At 72.9% G+C, this 20,448-nt stretch carries 16 protein-coding genes and 2 pseudogenes; 9 read left to right on the top strand and 9 right to left on the bottom strand.

What is annotated here, in order from left to right:
• The 7 genes and pseudogenes from ABGB21_RS36310 to ABGB21_RS36280 all read left to right on the top strand — a co-directional run.
• Positions 1–104: pseudogene (locus ABGB21_RS36310) on the top strand (IS982 family transposase); the annotation flags it as partial.
• Positions 105–191: 87 nt separating this feature from the next.
• Positions 192–773 carry an IS607 family transposase gene (locus tag ABGB21_RS36305; RefSeq protein ID WP_347652134.1) on the top strand — a complete coding sequence of 194 codons (582 nt, stop codon included), beginning with the start codon at positions 192–194 and terminating at the stop codon, positions 771–773.
• The gene (gene tnpB, locus ABGB21_RS36300) at positions 770–2,143 is read left to right on the top strand and encodes an IS607 family element RNA-guided endonuclease TnpB (protein WP_347652135.1); all 1,374 of its coding nucleotides are present in this window, start codon (positions 770–772) and stop codon (positions 2,141–2,143) included. The genes ABGB21_RS36305 and tnpB overlap by 4 nt, the downstream gene beginning before the upstream one ends.
• Before the next feature lie 19 nt (positions 2,144–2,162).
• Entirely contained in the window at positions 2,163–2,939 is a 777-nt protein-coding gene (locus ABGB21_RS36295; RefSeq protein WP_347652244.1) for an SAM-dependent chlorinase/fluorinase, read from the top strand.
• Between the two features lie 70 nt (positions 2,940–3,009).
• Positions 3,010–3,267 carry a CPCC family cysteine-rich protein gene (locus tag ABGB21_RS36290; RefSeq protein ID WP_347652136.1) on the top strand — a complete coding sequence of 86 codons (258 nt, stop codon included), beginning with the start codon at positions 3,010–3,012 and terminating at the stop codon, positions 3,265–3,267.
• An 87-nt stretch (positions 3,268–3,354) separates the two neighbouring features.
• Positions 3,355–4,248, top strand: a complete 894-nt coding sequence (locus ABGB21_RS36285) for a DNA-formamidopyrimidine glycosylase family protein (RefSeq protein WP_347652137.1) — start codon at positions 3,355–3,357, stop codon at positions 4,246–4,248.
• Positions 4,249–4,527: 279 nt separating this feature from the next.
• Positions 4,528–8,148 (top strand): hypothetical protein, encoded by a 3,621-nt coding sequence (locus tag ABGB21_RS36280; protein WP_347652139.1) that lies wholly within the window; start codon positions 4,528–4,530, stop codon positions 8,146–8,148.
• A gap of 40 nt (positions 8,149–8,188) precedes the next feature.
• Here the strand turns inward: ABGB21_RS36280 and ABGB21_RS36275 are convergent, their stop codons facing one another.
• The 8 genes and pseudogenes from ABGB21_RS36275 to ABGB21_RS36240 all read right to left on the bottom strand — a co-directional run bounded on the left by ABGB21_RS36275 (position 8,189) and on the right by ABGB21_RS36240 (position 17,575).
• The gene (locus ABGB21_RS36275) at positions 8,189–8,962 is read right to left on the bottom strand and encodes a hypothetical protein (protein WP_347652140.1); all 774 of its coding nucleotides are present in this window, start codon (positions 8,960–8,962) and stop codon (positions 8,189–8,191) included.
• A 28-nt stretch (positions 8,963–8,990) separates the two neighbouring features.
• Positions 8,991–9,854 (bottom strand): PspA/IM30 family protein, encoded by an 864-nt coding sequence (locus ABGB21_RS36270; protein WP_347652141.1) that lies wholly within the window; start codon positions 9,852–9,854, stop codon positions 8,991–8,993.
• 585 nt (positions 9,855–10,439) lie between these two features.
• A pseudogene (locus ABGB21_RS36265) lies at positions 10,440–10,748 on the bottom strand (helix-turn-helix transcriptional regulator); the annotation flags it as partial.
• A 319-nt stretch (positions 10,749–11,067) separates the two neighbouring features.
• Positions 11,068–11,586, bottom strand: a complete 519-nt coding sequence (locus ABGB21_RS36260; protein ID WP_347652142.1) for a CinA family protein — start codon at positions 11,584–11,586, stop codon at positions 11,068–11,070.
• A gap of 44 nt (positions 11,587–11,630) precedes the next feature.
• Positions 11,631–12,227, bottom strand: coding sequence for a CDP-diacylglycerol--glycerol-3-phosphate 3-phosphatidyltransferase (pgsA, locus tag ABGB21_RS36255; RefSeq protein WP_347681683.1), 597 nt, complete (start codon positions 12,225–12,227; stop codon positions 11,631–11,633).
• A gap of 198 nt (positions 12,228–12,425) precedes the next feature.
• The gene (gene rimO / locus ABGB21_RS36250) at positions 12,426–13,991 is read right to left on the bottom strand and encodes a 30S ribosomal protein S12 methylthiotransferase RimO (RefSeq protein ID WP_347681679.1); all 1,566 of its coding nucleotides are present in this window, start codon (positions 13,989–13,991) and stop codon (positions 12,426–12,428) included.
• Between the two features lie 80 nt (positions 13,992–14,071).
• On the bottom strand, positions 14,072–14,977 hold the full coding sequence (locus ABGB21_RS36245) for an ornithine cyclodeaminase family protein (protein WP_347681681.1): 906 nt from the start codon (positions 14,975–14,977) through the stop codon (positions 14,072–14,074).
• Between the two features lie 120 nt (positions 14,978–15,097).
• A complete protein-coding gene (locus ABGB21_RS36240) occupies positions 15,098–17,575 on the bottom strand; it encodes a DNA translocase FtsK 4TM domain-containing protein (protein ID WP_347681677.1) in 2,478 nt (825 codons plus the stop codon).
• A gap of 150 nt (positions 17,576–17,725) precedes the next feature.
• On the opposite strand from ABGB21_RS36240, the gene ABGB21_RS36235 reads away from it, so the two are divergent.
• Together ABGB21_RS36235 and ABGB21_RS36230 are read left to right on the top strand one after the other, a co-directional pair.
• Positions 17,726–18,196, top strand: a complete 471-nt coding sequence (locus tag ABGB21_RS36235) for a YbjN domain-containing protein (protein WP_347681675.1) — start codon at positions 17,726–17,728, stop codon at positions 18,194–18,196.
• A gap of 104 nt (positions 18,197–18,300) precedes the next feature.
• Positions 18,301–19,875 carry a YbjN domain-containing protein gene (locus ABGB21_RS36230; RefSeq protein ID WP_347681673.1) on the top strand — a complete coding sequence of 525 codons (1,575 nt, stop codon included), beginning with the start codon at positions 18,301–18,303 and terminating at the stop codon, positions 19,873–19,875.
• Here ABGB21_RS36230 and ABGB21_RS36225 read toward each other — a convergent pair.
• Positions 19,800–20,246: a DUF2784 domain-containing protein gene (locus ABGB21_RS36225; RefSeq protein WP_347681671.1), complete on the bottom strand. Its 447-nt coding sequence runs from the start codon at positions 20,244–20,246 to the stop codon at positions 19,800–19,802. The genes ABGB21_RS36230 and ABGB21_RS36225 overlap by 76 nt on opposite strands.
• Positions 20,247–20,448 lie beyond the last annotated feature (202 nt).

Genomic DNA, 20,448 nt, shown 5'->3' with positions numbered 1-20,448 from the left:
CCGTACGGGTGGCCCAACGCCTCCTCGCGATGACCGCCGCGATCTGGCACAACAACAAGACCGGTGCACCCGTCACCCGGTCACTGATCGCCTACGACCACTGACCGGGATTCGGAACAACTCGTCTAGGGGTGGCAATTGTCGCCACGCCGGTGGTCTTTGGCGTCCTTTGAGTTGTTATAGTGGTCACGATGAATTTGAAGGAATGGGCTGCGGCCACCGGTATCGCGTACGTCACGGCTCGACGGCAGTACGCGGCCGGGACGCTGCCTGTTCCCACTTACCGGGTCGGTCGTCTGATCATGGTTGGGGAGCCGGTGACCGGTGTTGCCCGCGGCGCCGGGCAGACGGTGGTGTACGCCCGGGTGTCCTCGGCCGATCAGGAACCGGATCTGGACCGGCAGGTCGCCCGGGTCGCCGTGTGGGCCACTGGCCGGAACCTCGCCGTGGACCGGGTGGTGACCGAGGTCGGCTCGGCGTTGGACGGGCACCGTAAGAAGTTCCTCGCCCTGCTTCGCGACCCGGCGGTGAGCACGATTGTGGTCGAGCGCCGCGACCGGTTCGCCCGGTTCGGGGCCGAGTACGTGGAGGCGGCGTTGTCGGCGCAGGGCCGTCGGTTGCTGGTGGTCGACCCGGCCGAGGTCGATGACGACCTGGTTCGGGACGTGACGGAGATCCTGACGTCGCTGTGTGCCCGTCTCTCTGGGCGGCGTTCTGCTGCGAACCGGGCCCGCCGCGCCGTCGAGGTGGCCACCGGGGGTGATTTGGTGTGAAGACGGTCCAGGCGTACCGCTTCGCTGTCGACCTCACGCCAACCCAGGAGCGCGCGGCGCTGGCGCACGCGGGCGCGGCCCGAGTCGCGCACAACTGGGCACTGGCCCTGGTTAGGGCGGTCATGGATCAGCGTGCGGCCGAACGCACCTACGGTGTCGCCAGCGCGGAGCTGACGCCCGTGATCGGTTGGTCGCTGCCCGCGCTGCGGAAGGCGTGGAACGCGGCGAAGGGTGACGTGGCGCCATGGTGGCGGGAATGCTCGAAGGAGGCGTTCAACACCGGCCTTGACGCGCTCGCCCGCGCGTTGAAGAACTGGACCGACTCTCGTAGCGGGAAGCGGGCCGGGCGGCCGGTGGGGTTTCCCCGGTTCAAGTCCCGCCGCCGCACCACGCCGTCGGTGCGGTTCACCACCGGCACGATCCGGGTGGAGTCGGACCGCAAGCATGTCGTGCTGCCCCGGTTGGGCCGGTTGAAGCTGCATGAGTCCTCCCGCAAGCTGGGTCGGCGCCTGAACAACGGCACGGCCCGGATCATGTCCCCCACCCTGCGCCGTGATGGTGGACGCTGGCACGTCGCGTTCTGTGTCGAGGTCGACCGTGTCCAGCGCGGCCCGGCCCGACCCGCGTCAGTGGTCGGGGTGGACATCGGGGTCAAGCACCTGGCGGTGTTGTCCACCGGCGAACTGGTGGCCAACCCGCGTCACCTGCTCGCCGCGCAGGCCCGGCTGCGGCAGCTCGGTCGGGCGCTGTCGCGCAGGACCGGCCCTGACCGGCGTACCGGGCAGCGCCCGTCGAAGCGGTGGCAACGCGCATCCGCCCGGCTGGGCCGCGCCCACGCCCGCGTCAGCAACCTGCGCCGCGACGGGCTGCACAAACTGACCACCCGACTGGCCCGCGAGCACGACACGATCGTCGTAGAAGACCTGCACGTCGCCGGGATGCTGCGTAACCGCAGGCTGGCCCAGCACATCACCGACGCCGGTTTCGCCGAGTTGCGACGCCAACTCGCCTACAAGACGGTCTGGAACGGCGGCCGGCTACTGACCGCCGACCGCTGGTATCCGTCCTCGAAGACCTGCTCAGGCTGCGGCGCGGTGAAAACCAAGCTGGCCCTGTCCGAGCGTGAGTACACCTGCCAGGCGTGCGGGTTGGTCCTGGATCGGGACCTCAACGCCGCGCTCAACCTCGCCGCCCTCGCGGCGAAATCCGCCGGGAGTGGCCCGGTGGCAGCACGTGGAGCCGACCAGAAGACCCGCGTACGCGGGCAGGTGGCCGTGAAGCGTGAACCCGGCACGACGCCAGTCGGCAAGACCGGGACCGTCCCACCGCAAGGTAGGACTACCAATCGCGTGCTCACTAAAGCGCACTGAAAGGTAACGGTTGACTGCTGTGTCCGGATACCCGTGGATCAGCCTGACCACCGACTACGGCCGCTCCGACGGTTTCGTGGCCTCCTGCCACGGGGTGATCGCCCGCCTCGCCCCGTCGGTCCGGGTGATCGACGTGACCCATCTGATCCCCGCCGGGGACGTCGTCCGGGGCGCCGCCGTACTGGCCCAGACCGTCGGACACCTGCCGTCGGCGGTGCACGTGGCGGTGGTCGACCCCGGGGTGGGTACGGCCCGGCGGGGCGTCGGGCTACGCACCCCGGGCGGGCTGCTGGTCGGCCCGGACAACGGCCTGCTGACCTGGGCCGCGACCGAGCTGGGCGGGGTGACCGAGGCGGTGGAGCTGACCAGCCCCGACTGGTTCCCGGCGGTGTCCCGCACCTTCCACGGACGGGACGTCTTCGCCCCGGCCGCCGCCCGGTTCGCGCTCGGCGCCGCGCTGCCCGAGGCCGGGCCGGTGGTCGATCCAGCCGGCCTGGTCCGGCTGCCCGAGCCGGTGGTGGAGCGGGGTGACGGTTGGCTCGCCGCCGAGGTGCTCACCGTCGACCACTTCGGCAACGTGCAGTTGGCGGCGCCGGGGACGGCGGTGGAACGGCTCGGCCCGACGGTACGGATCAACGGCCGTACCGCCGTGCGGGGCGGCACCTTCGGCGACGTACCCCCCGGTCACCTCGTGGTGTACGTCGACTCCGCCGACCGGGTCGCGGTCGGGGTCAACCGTGGCCGGGCGGCCGACGTACTGGGGGTCGGACCCGGGGACGTACTACGGTTGGCGTGACCGGGAGGGACGGCGCCCGACCGTCGGGAAAACACAAACCGTCTACTGTGCCCCCGGATACGGCTGTGAAATGCTTAACGCCGTGGGGAAACACTCGATCGATGTCGCCGCCTGCCCGTGTTGTGCACACCGGACGGGAAGCGGCACCTGTCCAGTATGTTTCTGGACCGACGACGGATCCACCGACGAGAACGCCGAGGTTGCCCGGGGCGGCCCGAACGGTGACCTGAGCCTGGCGCACGCCCGGCTCAACTACGCCATCTACGGCGCCAGCCACCCGCGCTACCAGGACGCGGTCCGCCCGCCCCGCCCCGACGAGCTGCCCTGAACCGGATCGACCGAGCCGCCGGAGGCACCCCGCCGACCTCTTGACCTTCTCCAGCCGGACCGGGCGCCGGTGGAGGAGGATGGACGGGTGCCCGAAGGCGACACCGTCTGGAACACCGCCCGCGCGCTGCGTCGCGCACTGGTCGGTGGCCGGCTGACCGCCACCGACCTCCGGGTGCCGCACCTGGCGACCGCCGACCTCACCGGGGCGACCGTGTCGGCGTCGGTCTCCCGGGGCAAGCACCTGCTGCTCCGGCTCCGCATGCCGGCCGGCGGGACACCACCGGACAACGGGACAACACCGGACAACAGGGCGCAACCAGACAACGAGACACAGCCGGACAACGGCGGACGCACGGTCGACCCGCCCGGCGGCGAGTCGCTGACCCTGCACTCCCACCTGCGGATGGACGGGGCCTGGCGGGTGTACGCCCCGGGCGAGCGCTGGGCGTCCCGGCCGGCACACACCGTACGGGCGGTGCTGCGGACCACGGACGCCGTGGCGGTCGGCTACCACCTGCACGATCTCGCCCTGCTCCGGACCGCCGACGAGGACACCCTGGTCGGGCACCTGGGACCGGACCTGCTCGGCCCGGACTGGGACCCGGTCGAGGCGGTACGTCGACTCGCCGCCCAGCCCGACCGGAGCATCGCCGAGGCGTTGCTCGACCAACGCAGCCTGGCCGGCATCGGCAACCTGTACAAGTCGGAGTTGCTCTTCCTCCGGGGCGTCTCGCCGTGGACGCCGGTACGGGAGGTCCCGGACCTGCCCGGCCTGGTGGCGCTCGCCCACCGGCTGCTGACGGCGAACCGGGGGCGCTGGACACAGAGCACCACCGGTTCCCTGCACCGGGGTCGGACCAGTTACGTCTACGGCCGCCGCGCGGAACCGTGCCGTCGCTGCGGTACCCCGATCCGTAAACAGGACCAGGGCGAACGGGTGACCTACTGGTGCCCGGTCTGCCAGCCCGGCGACCGGTAGGCACGCCAGAGCCGCCGCCCGGCGACCGGCAGGCACGCCCAGACTGCCAGCCCGGCGACCGGTCGACCCGGCCCGGCGGGCGGCCGGATTCTCCGGGCGAAGGAGGCGTCACCGACGATTCGGCCGTATCCATTTCTGGCGCTACGCGGTTGACTGCTTACAGATCGTCAGCAGGCTCTCGGGGATGGGACCCGCCGGCGGGTGCGCCCCGGGACCGGTCCCCGGGCTCGCGCTGGCGGACCGGGGCAGGCGGTCCGATCTTCCGGGGAGGGCGTCACCATGTTCAAGAGATTCGCCGCGCACCGGGCGGCCCGCGCCGAGCGGGCCCGGAACCAGCGCGCCGGGCGGACCACGCCGGTGGTCCCGGCGGCCCGGGTGGGCGCCGACCCGGTGGCCGACCTGACAGTCGACCCGACCGCCCCACCCGACTACTTCGGCTTCGTACCGAACTTCGCCCACAGCCCGCTGCCCGAGCTGGACGTCGACGGTCGGATACTGCCCGGCACCGGAATCCGGAAGTTCGTCGCCCCGCTCCCCCTGGTCGGCCGGGAAACGACCGAGCTGGGCGCCCGGATCCCGGTCGCGGTGCCGGACACCACGTCGTACCCGGGATGTGACTACTACGAGATCGGGGTGCAGGAGTACACCCAACGGCTGCACCCGGACCTGCCGCCGACCCGGCTACGGGGCTACCGGCAGCTGAACAACGGCACCGACCCGGCCGGACACAACACGGTGGCGCCGCCCGGCCGGCCGTACCATCTCGGGCCGATGATCGTGGCGCACCGGGACCGCCCGGTCCGGGTCAAGTACGTCAACCAGCTGCCGACCGGCTCCGCCGGCGACCTCTTCCTGCCGGTGGACCCGACGGTCACCGGCGCCGGCGCCGGTCCCCGCAGCGGCCTCGAACGCTATCCGCAGAACCGCTGCACGATCCACCTGCACGGCGGCGACGCCCCGTGGATCAGCGACGGCGGACCGCTCCAGTGGTTCACCCCGGCAGGTGAGTCGACCCACTATCCCCGGGGCGCCGGCTGGGCCGCCGTACCGGACATGCCGGAGCCCGGCGCGGGCGCGGCGACCGCCTACTACCCGAACCAGCGCGGCGCCCGGCTGCTCTGGTACCACGACCAGAGCGAGGGGATCGCCCGGCTGACCGTCTACTCCGGGCAGGTCGGCCTCTACCGGCTGGACGACCCGGTGGAACGGGAACTCGTCGACGACGGGGTGATCCCCACCGACGAGGTCGTCCTGGTGCTGGAGGAGAAGACCTTCGTACCGGACCGGGCCCAGCTCGCCGCCGAGGATCCGACCTGGGACGTGGCGACCTGGGGCGGCCGGGGTGCCCTGTGGTTCCCGCACGTCTACCTGCCCCGGCAGAACCCGTACAACGAGTCGGGGACGAACCCGATGGGCCGGTGGGACTACGGGCCCTGGTTCTGGCCGCCGAACGCCGGTGTCACCCACGGGCCGGCGCCCAACCCGCACCACGACCCCGCGACCCGCCCCTGGCAGCCGCCGGCCCAGCCCGGCACCCCCACCCCGTCGGCGGTGCCGGAGACCTTCCTGGACACGCCGCTGGTCAACGGGGTCGCCTACCCGTACCTGCGGGTCCGGCCGGCGGCGTACCGGTTCCGGATCCTCAACGCCTGCCCCGACCGCAGCCTGAACCTGCAGCTCTACCACGCCGCGTCGAACGCGCCGATGTGGCACTCGGACGGCACCCTCGCCGACGCCGGGGCCGGTGAGGTGCCGATGGTGGCGGCCCTGGCCAACCCCGACCTCCCGCCGGGCTGGCCCACCGACGGTCGGGAGGGCGGGGTGCCCGACCCGGCCGCCGCCGGCCCCGACTGGATCCAGATCGGCTCCGAGGGCGGCCTGCTGCCGGCGGTCGCCGTACTGCCCCACCAGCCGATCGACTACCGGTACAGCCGCCGGGACGTGACGGTGCGCAACGTCACCGGCCACACCCTGCTGCTGGCCCCGGGCGAACGCGCCGACGTGATCGTCGACTTCTCCGCCGTACCGCCGGGATCGAACCTGATCCTCTACAACGACTGTCCGGCGCCGATGCCCGGCAACGATCCGCGGTACGACCACTACACCGGCAACCCGGACCAGACCGGCTCCGGAGGGACCCCGCCCACCCGGCCCGGCTACGGCCCGAACACCCGCACCCTGCTGCAGATCCAGGTGGTCGGTGCGCCGGCTCCGCCGTTCGACCTGGACCGTCTCCGGGACCGGCTCCCCGAGGCGTACGGGCGCAGCCAGCCACCGCCGCCGGTGCCACAACCGGCCTACGACGCCGCGTTCGGCACCGTCACCCCCTGCGACACGTACGCGTCGATCGAGGACACCTCGCTGCGCTTCGTCCCGTACGGCGGCACCGGGCCGGTGACCCTGCCGTTGCTCCCGAAGGCGATCGTGACCGGGTTCGACCCCGAGTACGGTCGCCGGAACGTCCTGCTCGGCACCGAGCTGCCGACGACCGGCACGCTGGTCCCGACCACCGTTCCGCTGACCCCGATCGACCCGCCGACCGAGGTGCTGCTGCCGTCCGACCCGGCGGTGCCGGTCGGGACGCCGGGCGACCACACCCAGCTCTGGAAGATCACCCACTACGGCACGGAGACCCACGCCCTGCACTTCCACCACGTGAACGTCCAGTTGGTGAACCGGGTCGGCCGGGACGGGGCGGTCACGCCGCCGGCGCCGAACGAGGTCGGCTGGAAGGAGACGGTCCGGGTGAATCCGTTCGAGGCGGCCGTGGTGGCGGTGCGGCCCGTCCTGCCCGGACCGTTCCCGTTCACGGTCGGCGACAGCGTACGGCTGTCCGACCCGACCCGACCGGCCGGCACCAGCGACGGCTACACCCAGGTCGACCCGGGCACCGGCGAACCGGCGACGGTGACCAACCGGACGCACCATTTCGGCTGGGAGTTCGCCTGGCGGTGCTCCCAGCTCGGCCACGCCGACCAGCAGATGAGCCGACCGATGGTGCTGCGGTTCTCCCCCGCCGCGCCGACCGGGCTCGCCGTCCGGCCGGCGCCCGGCTCGGCCACCGTACTGCCGGGCATCGTGGTGGCCTGGACCAACAACGTGACGGCGGTGGGGCCGGGCGCGACCCGCAACCTGCTCCAGCGCTGCACCGACCCGGGCTTCCGCCACGAGGTGACCGGCTTTGTCGTCCCGGCGACCGTCAGCCGCTACACCGACTCGACGGTCACCCCGGGCGTCACCTACCACTACCGGGTCCGGGCCGAGAACGGTGTCGCGCACTCGGCGTACTCCAACAGCGCCGACTGTGCGGTGCACCTGCCGCCGCCGACCGGACTGGTCGCGACCGTCGCCGCCGGTACGCCGCTGCGGGTCAACCGGGCCTGGGTGAACCGGTCCTTCGCGACCACGGTGGACCTGCAACGCGCCACCAACCCGACCTTCACCAGCGGGCTGGTCACCACCACCGTCCCGGTCACCGGCAGTTGCCCGGACACCCCGGTCGCCGCCGACACCACCTACTACTACCGGGTCCGGACCAGCTATCTCGGCGCCTCGTCACCCTGGTCGAACGTCGCCACCGTGGTCACCCCGGCGGTGCCGGTGGTACCGACGGAACTGACCGCGACCCCGTACGACGGTGTGGTGCCGGGGCCGGGCGCGGCGGTCCGGCTGGGCTGGTCCGTCCCGGTCACCAGCACGGTCAGCGGCTTCACCGTGCACCGGTCCACCAGTCCGACCTTCGGCGCCGGGCTGACCACGTTCACCGTCCCCGGCGCCGCCCGCTCGTACGTCGACACCAACCTGGCCCGGGACACCGTCTACCACTACCGGATCCAGGCCAGCAACCCGGCCGGATCGTCCCCGGTCAGCACGGCGGTCTCGATCCGCACCCCGACCTGATGCCGCGGTCCGGCAGAGCCCGACGCCGGGGCCGGAGGGGTCAGCCGTCGGCCTGCGGGGTGCGGCGGCGCAGCTCCGCCAGGCCGGCCGCGACGCCGCGGAGCAGGTCGGTCGCCTCGGTGAGCCGGGACGCGGCGGTGTGCCCGTGGTCCTCCCAGCCATCCTCGGCGACATAACCGGCGGCCGCCGCGACCAGTCCCTCGTACGCCGACACACCGTGGTCGAGCTGCCCGAGCAGGTTGCGGTGCGCGTCCGCCAACCCGGCCCGGGTGTCGGCGGGGGCGAGCCGCAGCGCCCGGTCCACACTGGCCGCCCGGTCGGCGAGGTCCCGCAGCGAGCGCTCCGCCACCGCCGCCTCGAGCGCGGCCGACGCGGCGGGACCGTTCAGTCGACCGGCGAGGCCGGCCATGGTGGTCGACGCCCGGTCCAGTCGAACCCACGCCTCGGCCGCCGACGTGCCCCGCAGGGCGATCCGGGTCCGCTGCCGGCGTACCTCCGCGAGGGCCTGGCGCCCGGCGGGCATCCGTTCGACGGCGGCGACCAGCCGGGCCCGGGCCTGCTCGGCGGTGACCGGCTCGGGCGGTGGCGGCACCGGCTGGGCGGCCAGCGCCCGCAGGTCGGACCAGCGCCAGCCGGCCAGCATCACGGACCCGCCGGCGGCGGCCGCCCAGACGGCGTCCGGCAGCCCGAGTCCCTGGTACGGGGTGAGCACGGCAGCCGCCCCGGTCAGCCCGCCGGCCAGCACACTCCAGCGACGGACCGCCCGGCGCAGACCGCGCAACCGGCGCAGGTGTCGGGTACGCGGGTCGGCCATCTCGCCCTTCTCCCAGCTCGGTGGTGGCTCAGCCGGCCGCGGTGTTGCCGCCGGTCTGCTTGTCCCGGGCCAGGCTGGCCCGGATCTCGTCGAGGCGGGCCACCCCGGCCGGGTCCGCCGCCGGGGCGGCCGGTTCGACTGCGGGCGTGGCCGTACCGCCGGCGAGTTTCTCCCCGGCCATGCTGGCCCGGATCTGCTCCAGTCGGGACGCGCCGGCCAGGTCGAGTGTCGACTTCTGCAGCTCCAGCATCCGGCCCTCGACCGAGTTGCTGGCCAGCTCGGCCCGGCCCATCGCGGTGGCGTACCGCTGCTCGATCCGGTCCCGCACCTCGTCGAGCGAGGGGGTGCCGCCCGGGGCGGTGAGCGCGGACATCGACTCCAGCGAACGGGCGACGCTCTCCTGCATCTTCGCCTGCTCGAGCTGGCTGAGCAGCTTGGCCCGCTCGGCGAGCTTCTGCTCCAGGAGCATCTTGTTGTTCTCGACCGCCCGGCGGGCCTGCGCGGCGGCGTTGATCGCCTGGTCGTGCAGGGTCTTCAGGTCCTCGGTCGACTGTTCGGCCGAGACCAGCTGGGTGGCGACGGTCTGCGCGGCCTGCTCGTACTTGACGGCCTCGGCCTCGTCACCGCCGGCCCGGGCCCGGTCGGCGAGGACCAAGGCCTGCCGGGCCATCCCCTGCAGGCGCTCGACCTCGGACATCTGCCGGGAGAGCCGCATCTCCAGTTGGCGCTGGTTGCCGATGACCGCGGCCGCCTGCTGGACCAGCGCCTGGTGCTGGCGCTGTGCCTCCTCGACGGCCTGCTGGATCTGCACCTTGGGGTCGGCGTACTCATCGATCTTGGCACCGAAGAGCGCCATCAGATAACGCCAGCCCTTAGCGAACGGGTTCGCCATGTTCCCCGATATCCCCTCAGTGTCGATCGCTCCGCCTGACCGTGCCGGCCGGCCCACCGGGGAACCCGCGCGGCACGATCTCCATCGTCCCAGTCCCGCGCCACCCCGGCGTACGACCTGAGAGGGATATCCACCGGATATGCCGCTAGGGGCCCACGGTAACCCGCCGTTGCCGTACCAGGCCACACCTTCGACCCGGATCCCGGGCCGCTGGCCCGGGGCAGTCCGGGAGGATCCCGCTCAGCCGACGCAGACGACGTCGCGGTCCTGCTTGGTGGTGGGCTGGATGCGGCGGGTGGCGCGTAGGGTCGCCTTGAGCGGAGACTCCTGACGAACCGTGACCGACACCGTGCCATCGGTGGTGATCTGCCGCACCGTGTCCGCCGGCACCGGCCGGACCCCGTTCTCGGTACGGGCGCGCCCCGGCGCCTGGTTGCGGCCCGGGCGCGCGGTGATCCCGTCCGCCAGCGCCGACTGCCGGGCCGGCTGCGCCGCCGGATCGGCGTCCGACCGTGGCCGGGCGGGCTCGCCCCGGTACGTCGGAGCGCCGGTCGTCCGACCCGTCCCCGCACCCCGGACCGGGGTCGCGGACGCCGGAACCGGCCGGGTCTCCGGACCCTGCCGCTCCCCCTGGACCGGCACCAGTACGTCGGGCAGCCGTTCGGCGACCTCGACCGTCTCGCTGACGTCCCGGAGCAGTTCGGAGAGGCGGGCACCGAGGGCGTCGCAGATGGCGGCGAGCAGCTCGCTCGACGCCTCCTTCTGGCCGCGTTCGATCTCGGAGAGGTAACCCAGACTCACGTTGGCGGCCGAGGAAACCTCGCGCAGGGTCCGATGCTGCCCCTGCCGACGCGCCCGTAGCGCATCACCGATCACCCGGCGTAGCAGGACCATCGCACCTCCCGTGTCGCGGGACCAGACTCCCCGGACGTCGGACCGGCGCCGTCGGCCCACCGCGTCGACCTCACCGTGGGCCCACCGTCGGGCGGTGGGGGCCCACGACGCGGCGGTGGTGACGTCCGACGTCGGCTTTCCGAGCCTTCCCGCAACCGTACCCGTTGACGGCCGCCACGACATCCCGGCCCGCCACCCCAATCCGCGCCGAACGCCGGTCGAACCGTCCGGACACGACCGGCCCGCTACTCCGAACGCCCCGGCGGTCCAACCGTCGACCGGCACCCGGCGGTCCAGTCGTCGACCGGCACCCGGCGGTTCAGTCGTCGACCCGGACCGTCGGGGCCTCGCCGTGCAACCGGTCGGCGAGCAGGTTCAGCGCCGCCTCCACCGCGCCGGTCCGGATGTGCAGCCGGTTGCCGTCGATCTCCAGCCGCCGGACCTCGGTGCCGGACGGTCCCGCCGCCGCCACGAAGACCAACCCGACCGGCTTGCCGTCCTGCGGCTCCGGCCCGGCCACCCCGGTGGTGGCCAGGCACCAGTCGGCACCGCAGCGCTCCCGGCCACCCTCGGCGAGCGCGACCGCCACGTCCGGGTCCACCGCGCCCCGTTCGTCGAGCAGGGCGGCCGGCACCCCGACCAGGGATGCCTTCAACTCGGTCGCGTACGCCACCACACCGCCCCGGAACACGCTGCTCACCCCGGCGATGTCCACGATCGTGGCGGCCAGCAGCCCGCCGGTGAGGGACTCCACCACGGCGAGGGTGCCACCCCGGTCGGCCAGTGCGTGCACCACCGCCGCGGCCGCGCTGCCGGCGGCCCGCTCACCGTCCTCCATGCCACGTCCCCTTCCGTGCGGTCACCCGGTCCCCGCCCTCCGGTTCAACGGACGGAACGGCGCAGTCGCAGTGCCCGTACCACGTAGTCGAGCCCGGTCACCACGGTCACCACGAGGGCGACGCCGAGGATCCACGGACCGACCCAGTCGACAACCTCCGGAACGGGCCACAGGTACCAGACGATCGCCAGGATCTGCACCGCTGTCTTGACCTTGCCGCCCCGGCTGGCCGCGATCACGCCGTACCGGATCACCCAGAACCTCATCAGGGTGATCCCGAACTCGCGGGCCAGGATCACCACCGTTACCCACCAGGGGATCCGGTCATACCAGGAGAGCAGGACCAGCGCGGTACCGGTCAGCGCCTTGTCCGCGATCGGGTCGGCCACCTTGCCGAACGAGGTCACCAACGCGTACCGCCGGGCGATCCAGCCGTCGACCAGGTCGGTCACCGAGGCGAGTCCGAAGGTCAGGCAGGCGACCACCCGCCAGCCCGGATCGGTCATCTCGGAGACGAACACCAGCCCGGCGAAGACCGGGACCAGGACGAGCCGCAGCGCGGTCAGCCCGTTGGCCGCGTTCACCACCGGAACCGGGCCGACCCGGCCAGCCGGCGCCCCGTCCGTGACACCGGACCGCACCGGACCGACCTGCCCGGCCGCCACCCCGGTCTCCCCCGCCGGCGTCCCCGCGCCGGCGGACACCGGCTCCGCCGCCTCCGTCACGGCGTCATCCGGCCGCACTCGACGACACCCCACCGGCGGTAGGTCCCGCACCCGACGACACCCCACCGGCGGTACGTCGGGCCCCGGCCACGCCCCGGTCCACCCGCGTCGACCTCACCCGGCCCTCCGCGGAGCCGCCGAGATCATCCCGTCCGGTACGGCGATCAGGTCCACACCCTCGGTCCCGGTCACCGTCGCCCGCACCAGGTCACCGGGGCGCAGCGCGGCCAGGTCGACGGTGCCGTCGTCCGGGGCGACAAGTGTGGTGGAGCCGTCGACCTCGGGTGCCTGGTGGGCGGCGCGTCCCTCCACCACCCCGCCGTCGACCGAGTCGACAAGCACCTCGACCGTGGCGCCGATCCGTTCCTCGGCCCGCTGGGAGCAGAGTTCGTCGGCCAGCGCGGCCAGCTTGTCGTACCGGCGCTTGATCGTCGCCGCCGAGACCTTGCCAGGCAGGTCGGCGGCCTCGGTGCCGTCCTCGTCGCTGTAGTCGAAGACCCCGATGGCGTCCAGGCGGGCGGCGCTGAGGAACCGGACCAGCTCGTCGACGTCGGCCCGGGTCTCACCCGGGAAGCCGACGATGAAGTTGCTCCGCGCCCCGGCGTCCGGCGCCAGCTGGCGGGCCGAGGCGAGCAGCTCGAGGAACCGGTCGGTCGAGCCGAACCGCCGCATCCGGCGCAGCACCGGCTCACTCGAGTGCTGGAAGGAGAGGTCGAAGTAGGCGGCCACACCGGGGGTGGTGGCGATCGCCTCCACCAGGCCCGGCCGGGTCTCCGCCGGCTGCAGGTAGCTGGCCCGTACCCGGACGATGCCGTCCACCGCCGCGAGCTGCGGGAGCAGCTTCTCCAGCAGCCTCGGGTCGCCGAGGTCCTTGCCGTACGAGGTGGAGTTCTCGCTGACCAGCACCAGCTCCCGGACCCCCGACTTGGCCAGCCACTCCGCCTCGGCGAGCAGCTCGTCCGGGGTACGGGAGACGAAGGCGCCCCGGAACGCGGGGATGGCGCAGAACGCACACCGTCGGTCGCAGCCACTGGCCAGCTTCAGCGAGGCGACCGGACCGGAGTCGAGCCGCCGGCGCAGCACCGGACGCAGGTGGGCCGGGGTGTGCTCGTCGGTGAGCAGCAGACCGTCGGCGGGCCGGCCGGCCGGCGCGGCGGACCCGTCGGCCGCGCCGTGACCAGGGTGGGCGGTCCCGGCGCCTCCACCGTGACCGGGGACCACCACGCCGCTGCGTTGCCGGGCCACCGGGGTCAGCGGCAGCAGCTCCCGCCGGTCCCGGGGAGTGTGCGCGGGCAGTTCCGTGCCGGCGAGGACCGCGTCGAGCCGGGCCGCGATCTCGGGGTAGTCGTCGAAGCCGAGCACCGCCTGCGCCTCGGGCAGACTGTCGGCGAGCTCGCGACCGTACCGTTCGGCCATGCAGCCGGCCGCCACCACCTTCGCGCCGGTCTCGGCGGCGGCGAGCAGCGTCTGGATGGAGTCCTGCTTGGCCTTCTCGACAAAGCCGCAGGTGTTGACCAGCACCACGTCGGCGCCCTCGCCGTCGGTGCTCACCTGCCAGCCGTCGGCGTGCAGTCGGGCCGCCAACTCCTCGGAATCGACCTCGTTACGGGCACAGCCCAGGGTGAGCAACGCGACCCGGCGGCCGGCGGCTGAGGAGGAGGAAGACGTGGCAGACACCATCCGAGGGTACCGGTCGGACCTGACACGCCGTTCCGGGCGTACCGCCGGCACGAATCCGGACGGCGGGCGCTGTCGGGTTGTTACCGGGTCAACCGGTCGAGCAGGAACACCTCGCTGCCGGCCAGCCCGACCGAACAGAAGACGGTCACCTGGTCCGCCGTGTTCCGGCCGGGCCGGGTCCCGGCCAGCACCGCGCCCAGCGACAGCAGCCGTCCGGCGTACGGCTCGACGGCGGCGAGCATCGGCGGGTCGTACGCCCCGGCCTGGGCCGGCGAGTCGGTGACCAGGACGTCCGCCCGGTCCAGCAGGTCGGGCCCGAACTCGGCCCGCCCGACCTGTTTGAAGCCCACCAGGTTGACGTGACAGCCGGGGCTCAGGTCGGTGGCGGAGAGCACCGGGGTCGGGCTGGTGGTGGCGAGCACCACCACGTCCCGGTCGCGAACCGCCCGCCCCGGGTCCGGCACCGCCCGGGCGGGTACGCCGAGTTCCGCCTCGACCCGGGAGACCAGCTTCTCCCGGCCCGCCGGTGTACGGCTGAAGACGGTGACCTCCCGCAGCGGGCGTACCGCCGCGATCGCCCAGAGCTGGGTCCAGGCCTGGCGGCCGGCCCCGATCACCCCGACGGTGGCAGCCTCCGGCCGGGCGAGCGCGTCCACCGCCACCCCGCCGAGCGCCCCGGTACGCCGGGAGCCGATCTCCTCGCCGACACAGACCGCCCGGATCCGGCCGGTGCCGGCGTCGTGCAGCACCACCACCTGCTCGCCGTCGGGCCGGTCGAGGGTGTCGTACGAGCGGAAGCCGTACCAGTCGTCCCGCAGGTGCCCGGCGGTGAGCACCAGCCGTCCCCCGTCGAGTGGTGCGGAGACCCGGGGTGGGGCGAGCAGCCGGCCCTGCTCGGCGGCGACCAGGGCGTCCCGGATCGCCGTCACGGCGGTCGCGGCGTCCAGTCGCGCGGCGACCTCGGCGTCGGTGAGCAGCACGGTCATGTCGACCATCCTGATAGCTGAAGCCCGGTTGAGGTCAACCTGTGGCACCGTTCGGTGCCACCGCGACCGTGATCCCGGCGCCACCACCGCCGCGGTTCCGGCCCACCCCCAGGCAGCTACTCACTCGGGGCGGAGGGCAGCGAGGGCCTCCTCCAGTTCGTCCGGTTTGACCAGGACGTCCCGGGCCTTGGAGCCCTCGGACGGGCCGACGATGCCCCGCGTCTCCATCAGGTCCATCAGCCGGCCCGCCTTGGCGAACCCGACCCGGAGCTTGCGTTGCAGCATCGACGTGGACCCGAACTGCGAGGTGACCACCAGTTCGATCGCCTGCACCAGCAGGTCGAGGTCGTCGCCGATCTCCTCGTCGACCTTCTTCTTGTTGTCCTGTACCGGGGTCGTCACGTCCGGCCGGAACTCCGGCTCCCGCTGGTCCTTGCAGAACTTGACGATGTCGTTGATCTCACCCTCGGAGACCCAGGCGCCCTGGATCCGGACCGGCTTCGAGGCGCCCATCGGCAGGAAGAGCCCGTCACCGCGGCCGATCAGCTTCTCCGCGCCCGGCTGGTCGAGGATGACCCGGGAGTCGGCGAGCGAGGAGGTGGCGAAGGCGAGCCGGGACGGCACGTTCGCCTTGATCAGGCCGGTCACCACGTCGACCGAGGGCCGCTGGGTGGCCAGCACCAGGTGGATGCCGGCGGCCCGGGCCAACTGGGTGATCCGGACCACCGAGTCCTCGACGTCCCGGGGGGCGACCATCATCAGGTCGGCCAACTCGTCGACGATCACCAGCAGGTACGGGTACGGCCGGATCTCCCGCTCGCTGCCCGGTGGCGGGGTGATCTGGCCGGCCCGGACCTTGCGGTTGTAGTCGTCGATGTGCCGTACCCCGTTGGCGGCGAGGTCGTCGTAGCGCATGTCCATCTCGCGGACGACCCAGTCCAGCGCGTCCGCCGCCTTCTTCGGGTTCGTCACGATCGGCGTGACCAGGTGCGGGATCCCCTCGTAGCTGCTCATCTCGACCCGCTTCGGGTCGATCAGCAGCAGCCGTACCTCGTCCGGGGTGGCCCGGGACAGGATGGACACCAGTAGCGAATTCAGACAGCTCGACTTCCCGGCACCGGTGGCGCCGGCGATCAGGATGTGCGGCATCTTGGCCAGGTTGGCCACCACGAAGCCACCCTCGATGTCCTTGCCGAGCGCGACCAGCATCGGATGGTGGTCGGCGCTCGCCACCCGGGACCGGAGCACGTCGCCGAGCGCCACGTCCTCCCGGTCGCTGTTCGGGATCTCCACCCCGACCGCGCTCTTGCCCGGGATCGGGCTGAGGATCCGGACGTCCGGAGACTTGACCGCGTACGCGATGTTGCGGGACAGCTGGGTGATCCGTTCCACCTTGACGCCATGGCCCAGCTCGACCTCGTACCGGGTGACGGTCGGACCCCGGGTGAAGCCGGTCACCGCCGCGTCCACGTCGAACTGTTCGAAGACGCCGGTCAGCGCGGCGATCACCTCGTCGTTGGCCCGGCTGCGCGCCTTCGGGGCGCTGCCTGGTCGCAACAGGTTCGCCGGCGGCAGCGTGTAGTCGCCGGCCAGTCCGGTGAGGGCGAGCTGCTCGGCCCGGGTCGGCGGCGGGGAGTGCTCGGGCGGCTCGGGTGACTTCCGCGCGGCGCCGACCTTCGACCGGGCCCGGCGCGGCAGCACCACCGTGTCGTGGTTGGCCAGCTCGTCGGCGCCGGCGGGGTCGTCGGTGTCGTCGAGGGCAACCGGCTGCGGGCGCGTTGTCGGACGACGCCGGGCCGGGCGGCGGGCGGCGGAGTCCTCCTCCTCGTCGGACTCGGCCTGCTCCGTCCCGGGCTGGCCGAGCACGACCCCGGCGAGCAGCCCGAGCCGCTCCGGGATCTTGTTGATCGGGGTCGCGGTCACCACGAGCAGCCCGAAGAGCAGGAGCAGGACCAGCACCGGTACCGCCACCCAGGCACTGATCGCCTGCTCCAGGGGTCCGCCGATGCCGGCGCCGATCAGCCCGCCGGCATAGTCCCGCTCGGTGTTCGTGTCCGGGTGCTGGCCGATGTGCAGCAGGGCGGCGAAGCCGACGATCATCGCCGTCCAGCCGACCAGCCCCCGGCCCCGGTGCTCCGACTCCGCCGGGCTGCGCATCAGCCGGACCGCCCCGATCAGCAGCAGGATCGGCAGCACGATCGAGATCGCGCCGAAGAAGAGCCGGATGGTGTCGGCGAGTCGCCCACCGAGCGGCCCGGCCGAGGAGAACCAGACCGCGACCGCGCTGAGGATGGCGAGCCCGAGCAGGAAGAGCCCGGCGCCGTCACGGCGGTGTTCCGGGTCGAGGTCCTTCGCGGTCGCCGCCTGCCGGCCGACCGCCCGCATCGCCCAGCCGACGCTGTGGGCCAGCCCCATCCAGGACGCGCGCAGACCACGACCGAGCAGGGCGGCGGGGCCGGGTCGGGGTGGACGCCGGGCCGTGGCCCGGGTCCGACTGGTCTGTTTCCCCCGGTTGGCACTGGTACGGGTGGCCGCGCCAGTACGGGAGGTGGACCCGCTCCGGCGCCGGTTCGCCTGAGAGGAGGTACGGCCCGCCATGAGTTCACACGTTAGTGCGGGCCGTCGGGATTTCCTCGCATCTGCGGGTCGTGTCCGCTGATCCACGATGGAACGTCCGGCCGTTGGCCGGAGGACGCACACTCCGCCTACCATCACGGACGGACCACGAGCCGGCCAGGAGGTATCCGGATGCCCGGAGCGGAGTTTCAGGACGCGGCGGAACCGTCCGACATCGACCGTCGCCCGCAACGGTTGCGGCCGCTCAGCGACGAGTTGATCGCCAGCGTACTGGACGGTCGGGATCATCCGTACGAGACGGATCCGGACGGCGACCTCGTCGGCCGCTGGGACGACAGCGTCATCTACTTCATCCGCTGCGGCGCCGCCGGCGAACTGTTGCAGATCCGCACCATCGCGGCGACCAGTTTCCCCATCGACGACGTGCCCCGGCTGTACGCGTTCTGCAACGCCTGGAACCGGGACCGTTTCTGGCCCAAGGCGTTCGTGCACGTCAACGACGACGGCAGCGTCCGGGTCTGCGGCGAGGTCGTCACCGACCTGGAGCACGGGGTCACCCCGGCACAACTCGACCAGTTGCTGGGCTGCGGCATCCTGACCGGGGTGCAGATGTCGAAGGCCGTCGCGGAACTGGCCCGCTGACTAGACTCGCCGAATCGCCAGGCCACGCCCACGGTCGCGGGCGGGCACGCCGCCGGAATCCCAGTGAGGAGAGTCGTCATGACCCTGTCCCGCCGGGGCACCCTGTGACCCGCGACGAACTGCTCGCCGCCCTGGCCGCGGCCCGGGACCTGCCGGACGGCGAGGAGAAGGTCGCGGAACTGGACCGGATCATCGCGCACGCCGACGCCGCGGCCGACGTACGGCTCGGGATCGCCGGCCGGCTGGCGCTGATCGAGGCGCACAACTACCACGCCGAACGGTGGCGGATGCTGGAGCCGTTCGAGTGGTGCCTCGCCGCCCACGACCGGGACCCGGGCCTGTTCGCGCCGGCCGACGCCGAACTGCTGCGCTGGTACCACAAGTGGGCGGTTTCCGCGCTGCGGGACAGTTCCCGGATGGAACGGGCCCGGGCCGAGGCGACCCTCGACGACCTGGACCGGCGGCTGCGCGCCGACGGGCACAGCCGGCACGCCGTCTACAGCCTGCGCTGCCGGATCGCGGACCACGTCGGCGACCAGACCGCCGCCCGGCACTGGTTCACGCAGTGGCGGGCCGCCCCGCGCGACGAGTTCAGCGACTGCGCCGGCTGCGACCCGGCGAACCAGGCACGGCTGCTGGCCGGGTGGGGCCGGTGGGCCGAGGCGGTCGAGGTGGTCGAGCCGGTCCTCTCCGGTGTCGTCGGCTGCCCCGAGCAGCCGGCCCGGGCGCTGGCCGCGATGCTGGTGCCGTACCTGCGGCTCGGCCGGTACGACGAGGCCGCCCGGGCGCACGTGCGGGCGTACCGGCGGCACCGGCGGGAACGGGACGCGTTTCCGTTCCTCGCCGACCACCTGCGGTTCTGTGCGCTGACCGGACACCACGAACGCGGGCTGGAGATCCTCGCCCGGCACCTCGGCTGGCTCGACCGCCCGTACGACGAGAGTTCCGCGATGGAGTTCGCCGCCGCCGGCGCCCTGGTCTGCCGGCTGGCCGGAGCGGCCGGCTTCGACCGCTACCCGGTCGACCGGCCGGCGCACGGCGAACGGCTCGCCGCCCGGCTGACCGTGGCCGCGCTCGAGGCCGACCTGGTGGCCACCGCCCAGGACCTCGCCGGCCGGTTCGACGCCCGGAACGGGACGAGTCACCAGTCCGGTCGGATGGCGGGTTGGCTGGCCGAGCGGCCGGTGACCGACCCGGTGCCGCTGCCACCGGACGGCCCCGCCGACGACTGGGCGACCGCCGGCCCGATCCCGCCGGAGGGCTGGACGGCACAGGTCGTTCCGCTCAGCGTGACGGCGGTGGTCGACGTGCTGGAGCAGCGCAACGACCACTACGCGGTCGCCCCGGACGGTACGGTCGGCGGCCGGTGGGGCGACGCGGTGATCCGGTTCCACCGGGTGGGTGAGCGGGGCGAGATCCTGCACGCCGAGGTGCTGGCCCTGCGCCGGCTGCCGGCCGACCGGCTCGCCGAGGCGTACGAGTTCTGCAACGCCTGGAACCACGACCGGCTGCTGCCGAAGGCGTACGTGCGGGAGAGTGACGACGGTGAACTGATCCTCGCCGGTGACGTCACCACCGACCTGGAGCACGGCGTCTCGGCCGGTCAGCTCCGGGTCCTGGTCACCGCGGCGCTGGCCACCGGGGCCGAGTTCGCGGCCGCGGTCGACGCGCTGCCCTGACCGGGCGGCGCCGCTCGCCGGGTACGGCGCAGCCGGTACAGCAGCCCGGCCCAGGAGATCAGGACAACCACCGCGACCAGCGCCTGGGCGAGCGCGGCGTACCGCTCGGGATAGATCACGCCCTCGACGTACCGGTCGATGAAGCCGCGGCCGACACCGGACTCGCCGGCCTGGCGCCGCGACCAGTGTTCGAGGTAGGTGAGCGGGCAGGTGATCCGGGCGGCGACCACCGTCACCCCCCAGACGGCGGCCGCCAGGTGCAGCCAGACCGTCCGGGGCCACCGCCAGGCGAGGAAACCACCGCCCACCAGGTAGGCCAGGAAGCCGAAGTGCAGTGCCAGCACCACCGAGGTCAACAACCGGAAAACCATCGCCCCTCCGTTCCGGGGCAAAGGCTAGCCAGCGGACCGGCCGGTCGACCGGGTACGGGTACTCAGAGCGGCCTGGCTAGTGTTCTGTCTCAGTTTTGAGTAGTCGCTTGTTGGAGGGCTACTCGTCCACGTCGGACCTTGGCCAGGATCGATTCGGCGGTGGCGGTCCACACGAACGGCTTCGGGTCGTCGTTGTGCACGC

The sequence above is a fragment of the Plantactinospora sp. B24E8 genome (genome assembly GCF_039871735.1).
Lineage (GTDB): Bacteria > Actinomycetota > Actinomycetes > Mycobacteriales > Micromonosporaceae > Plantactinospora.
Note: the sequence above shows the minus strand (reverse complement) of the source record. Positions and strands in the feature narration are given on the sequence as shown.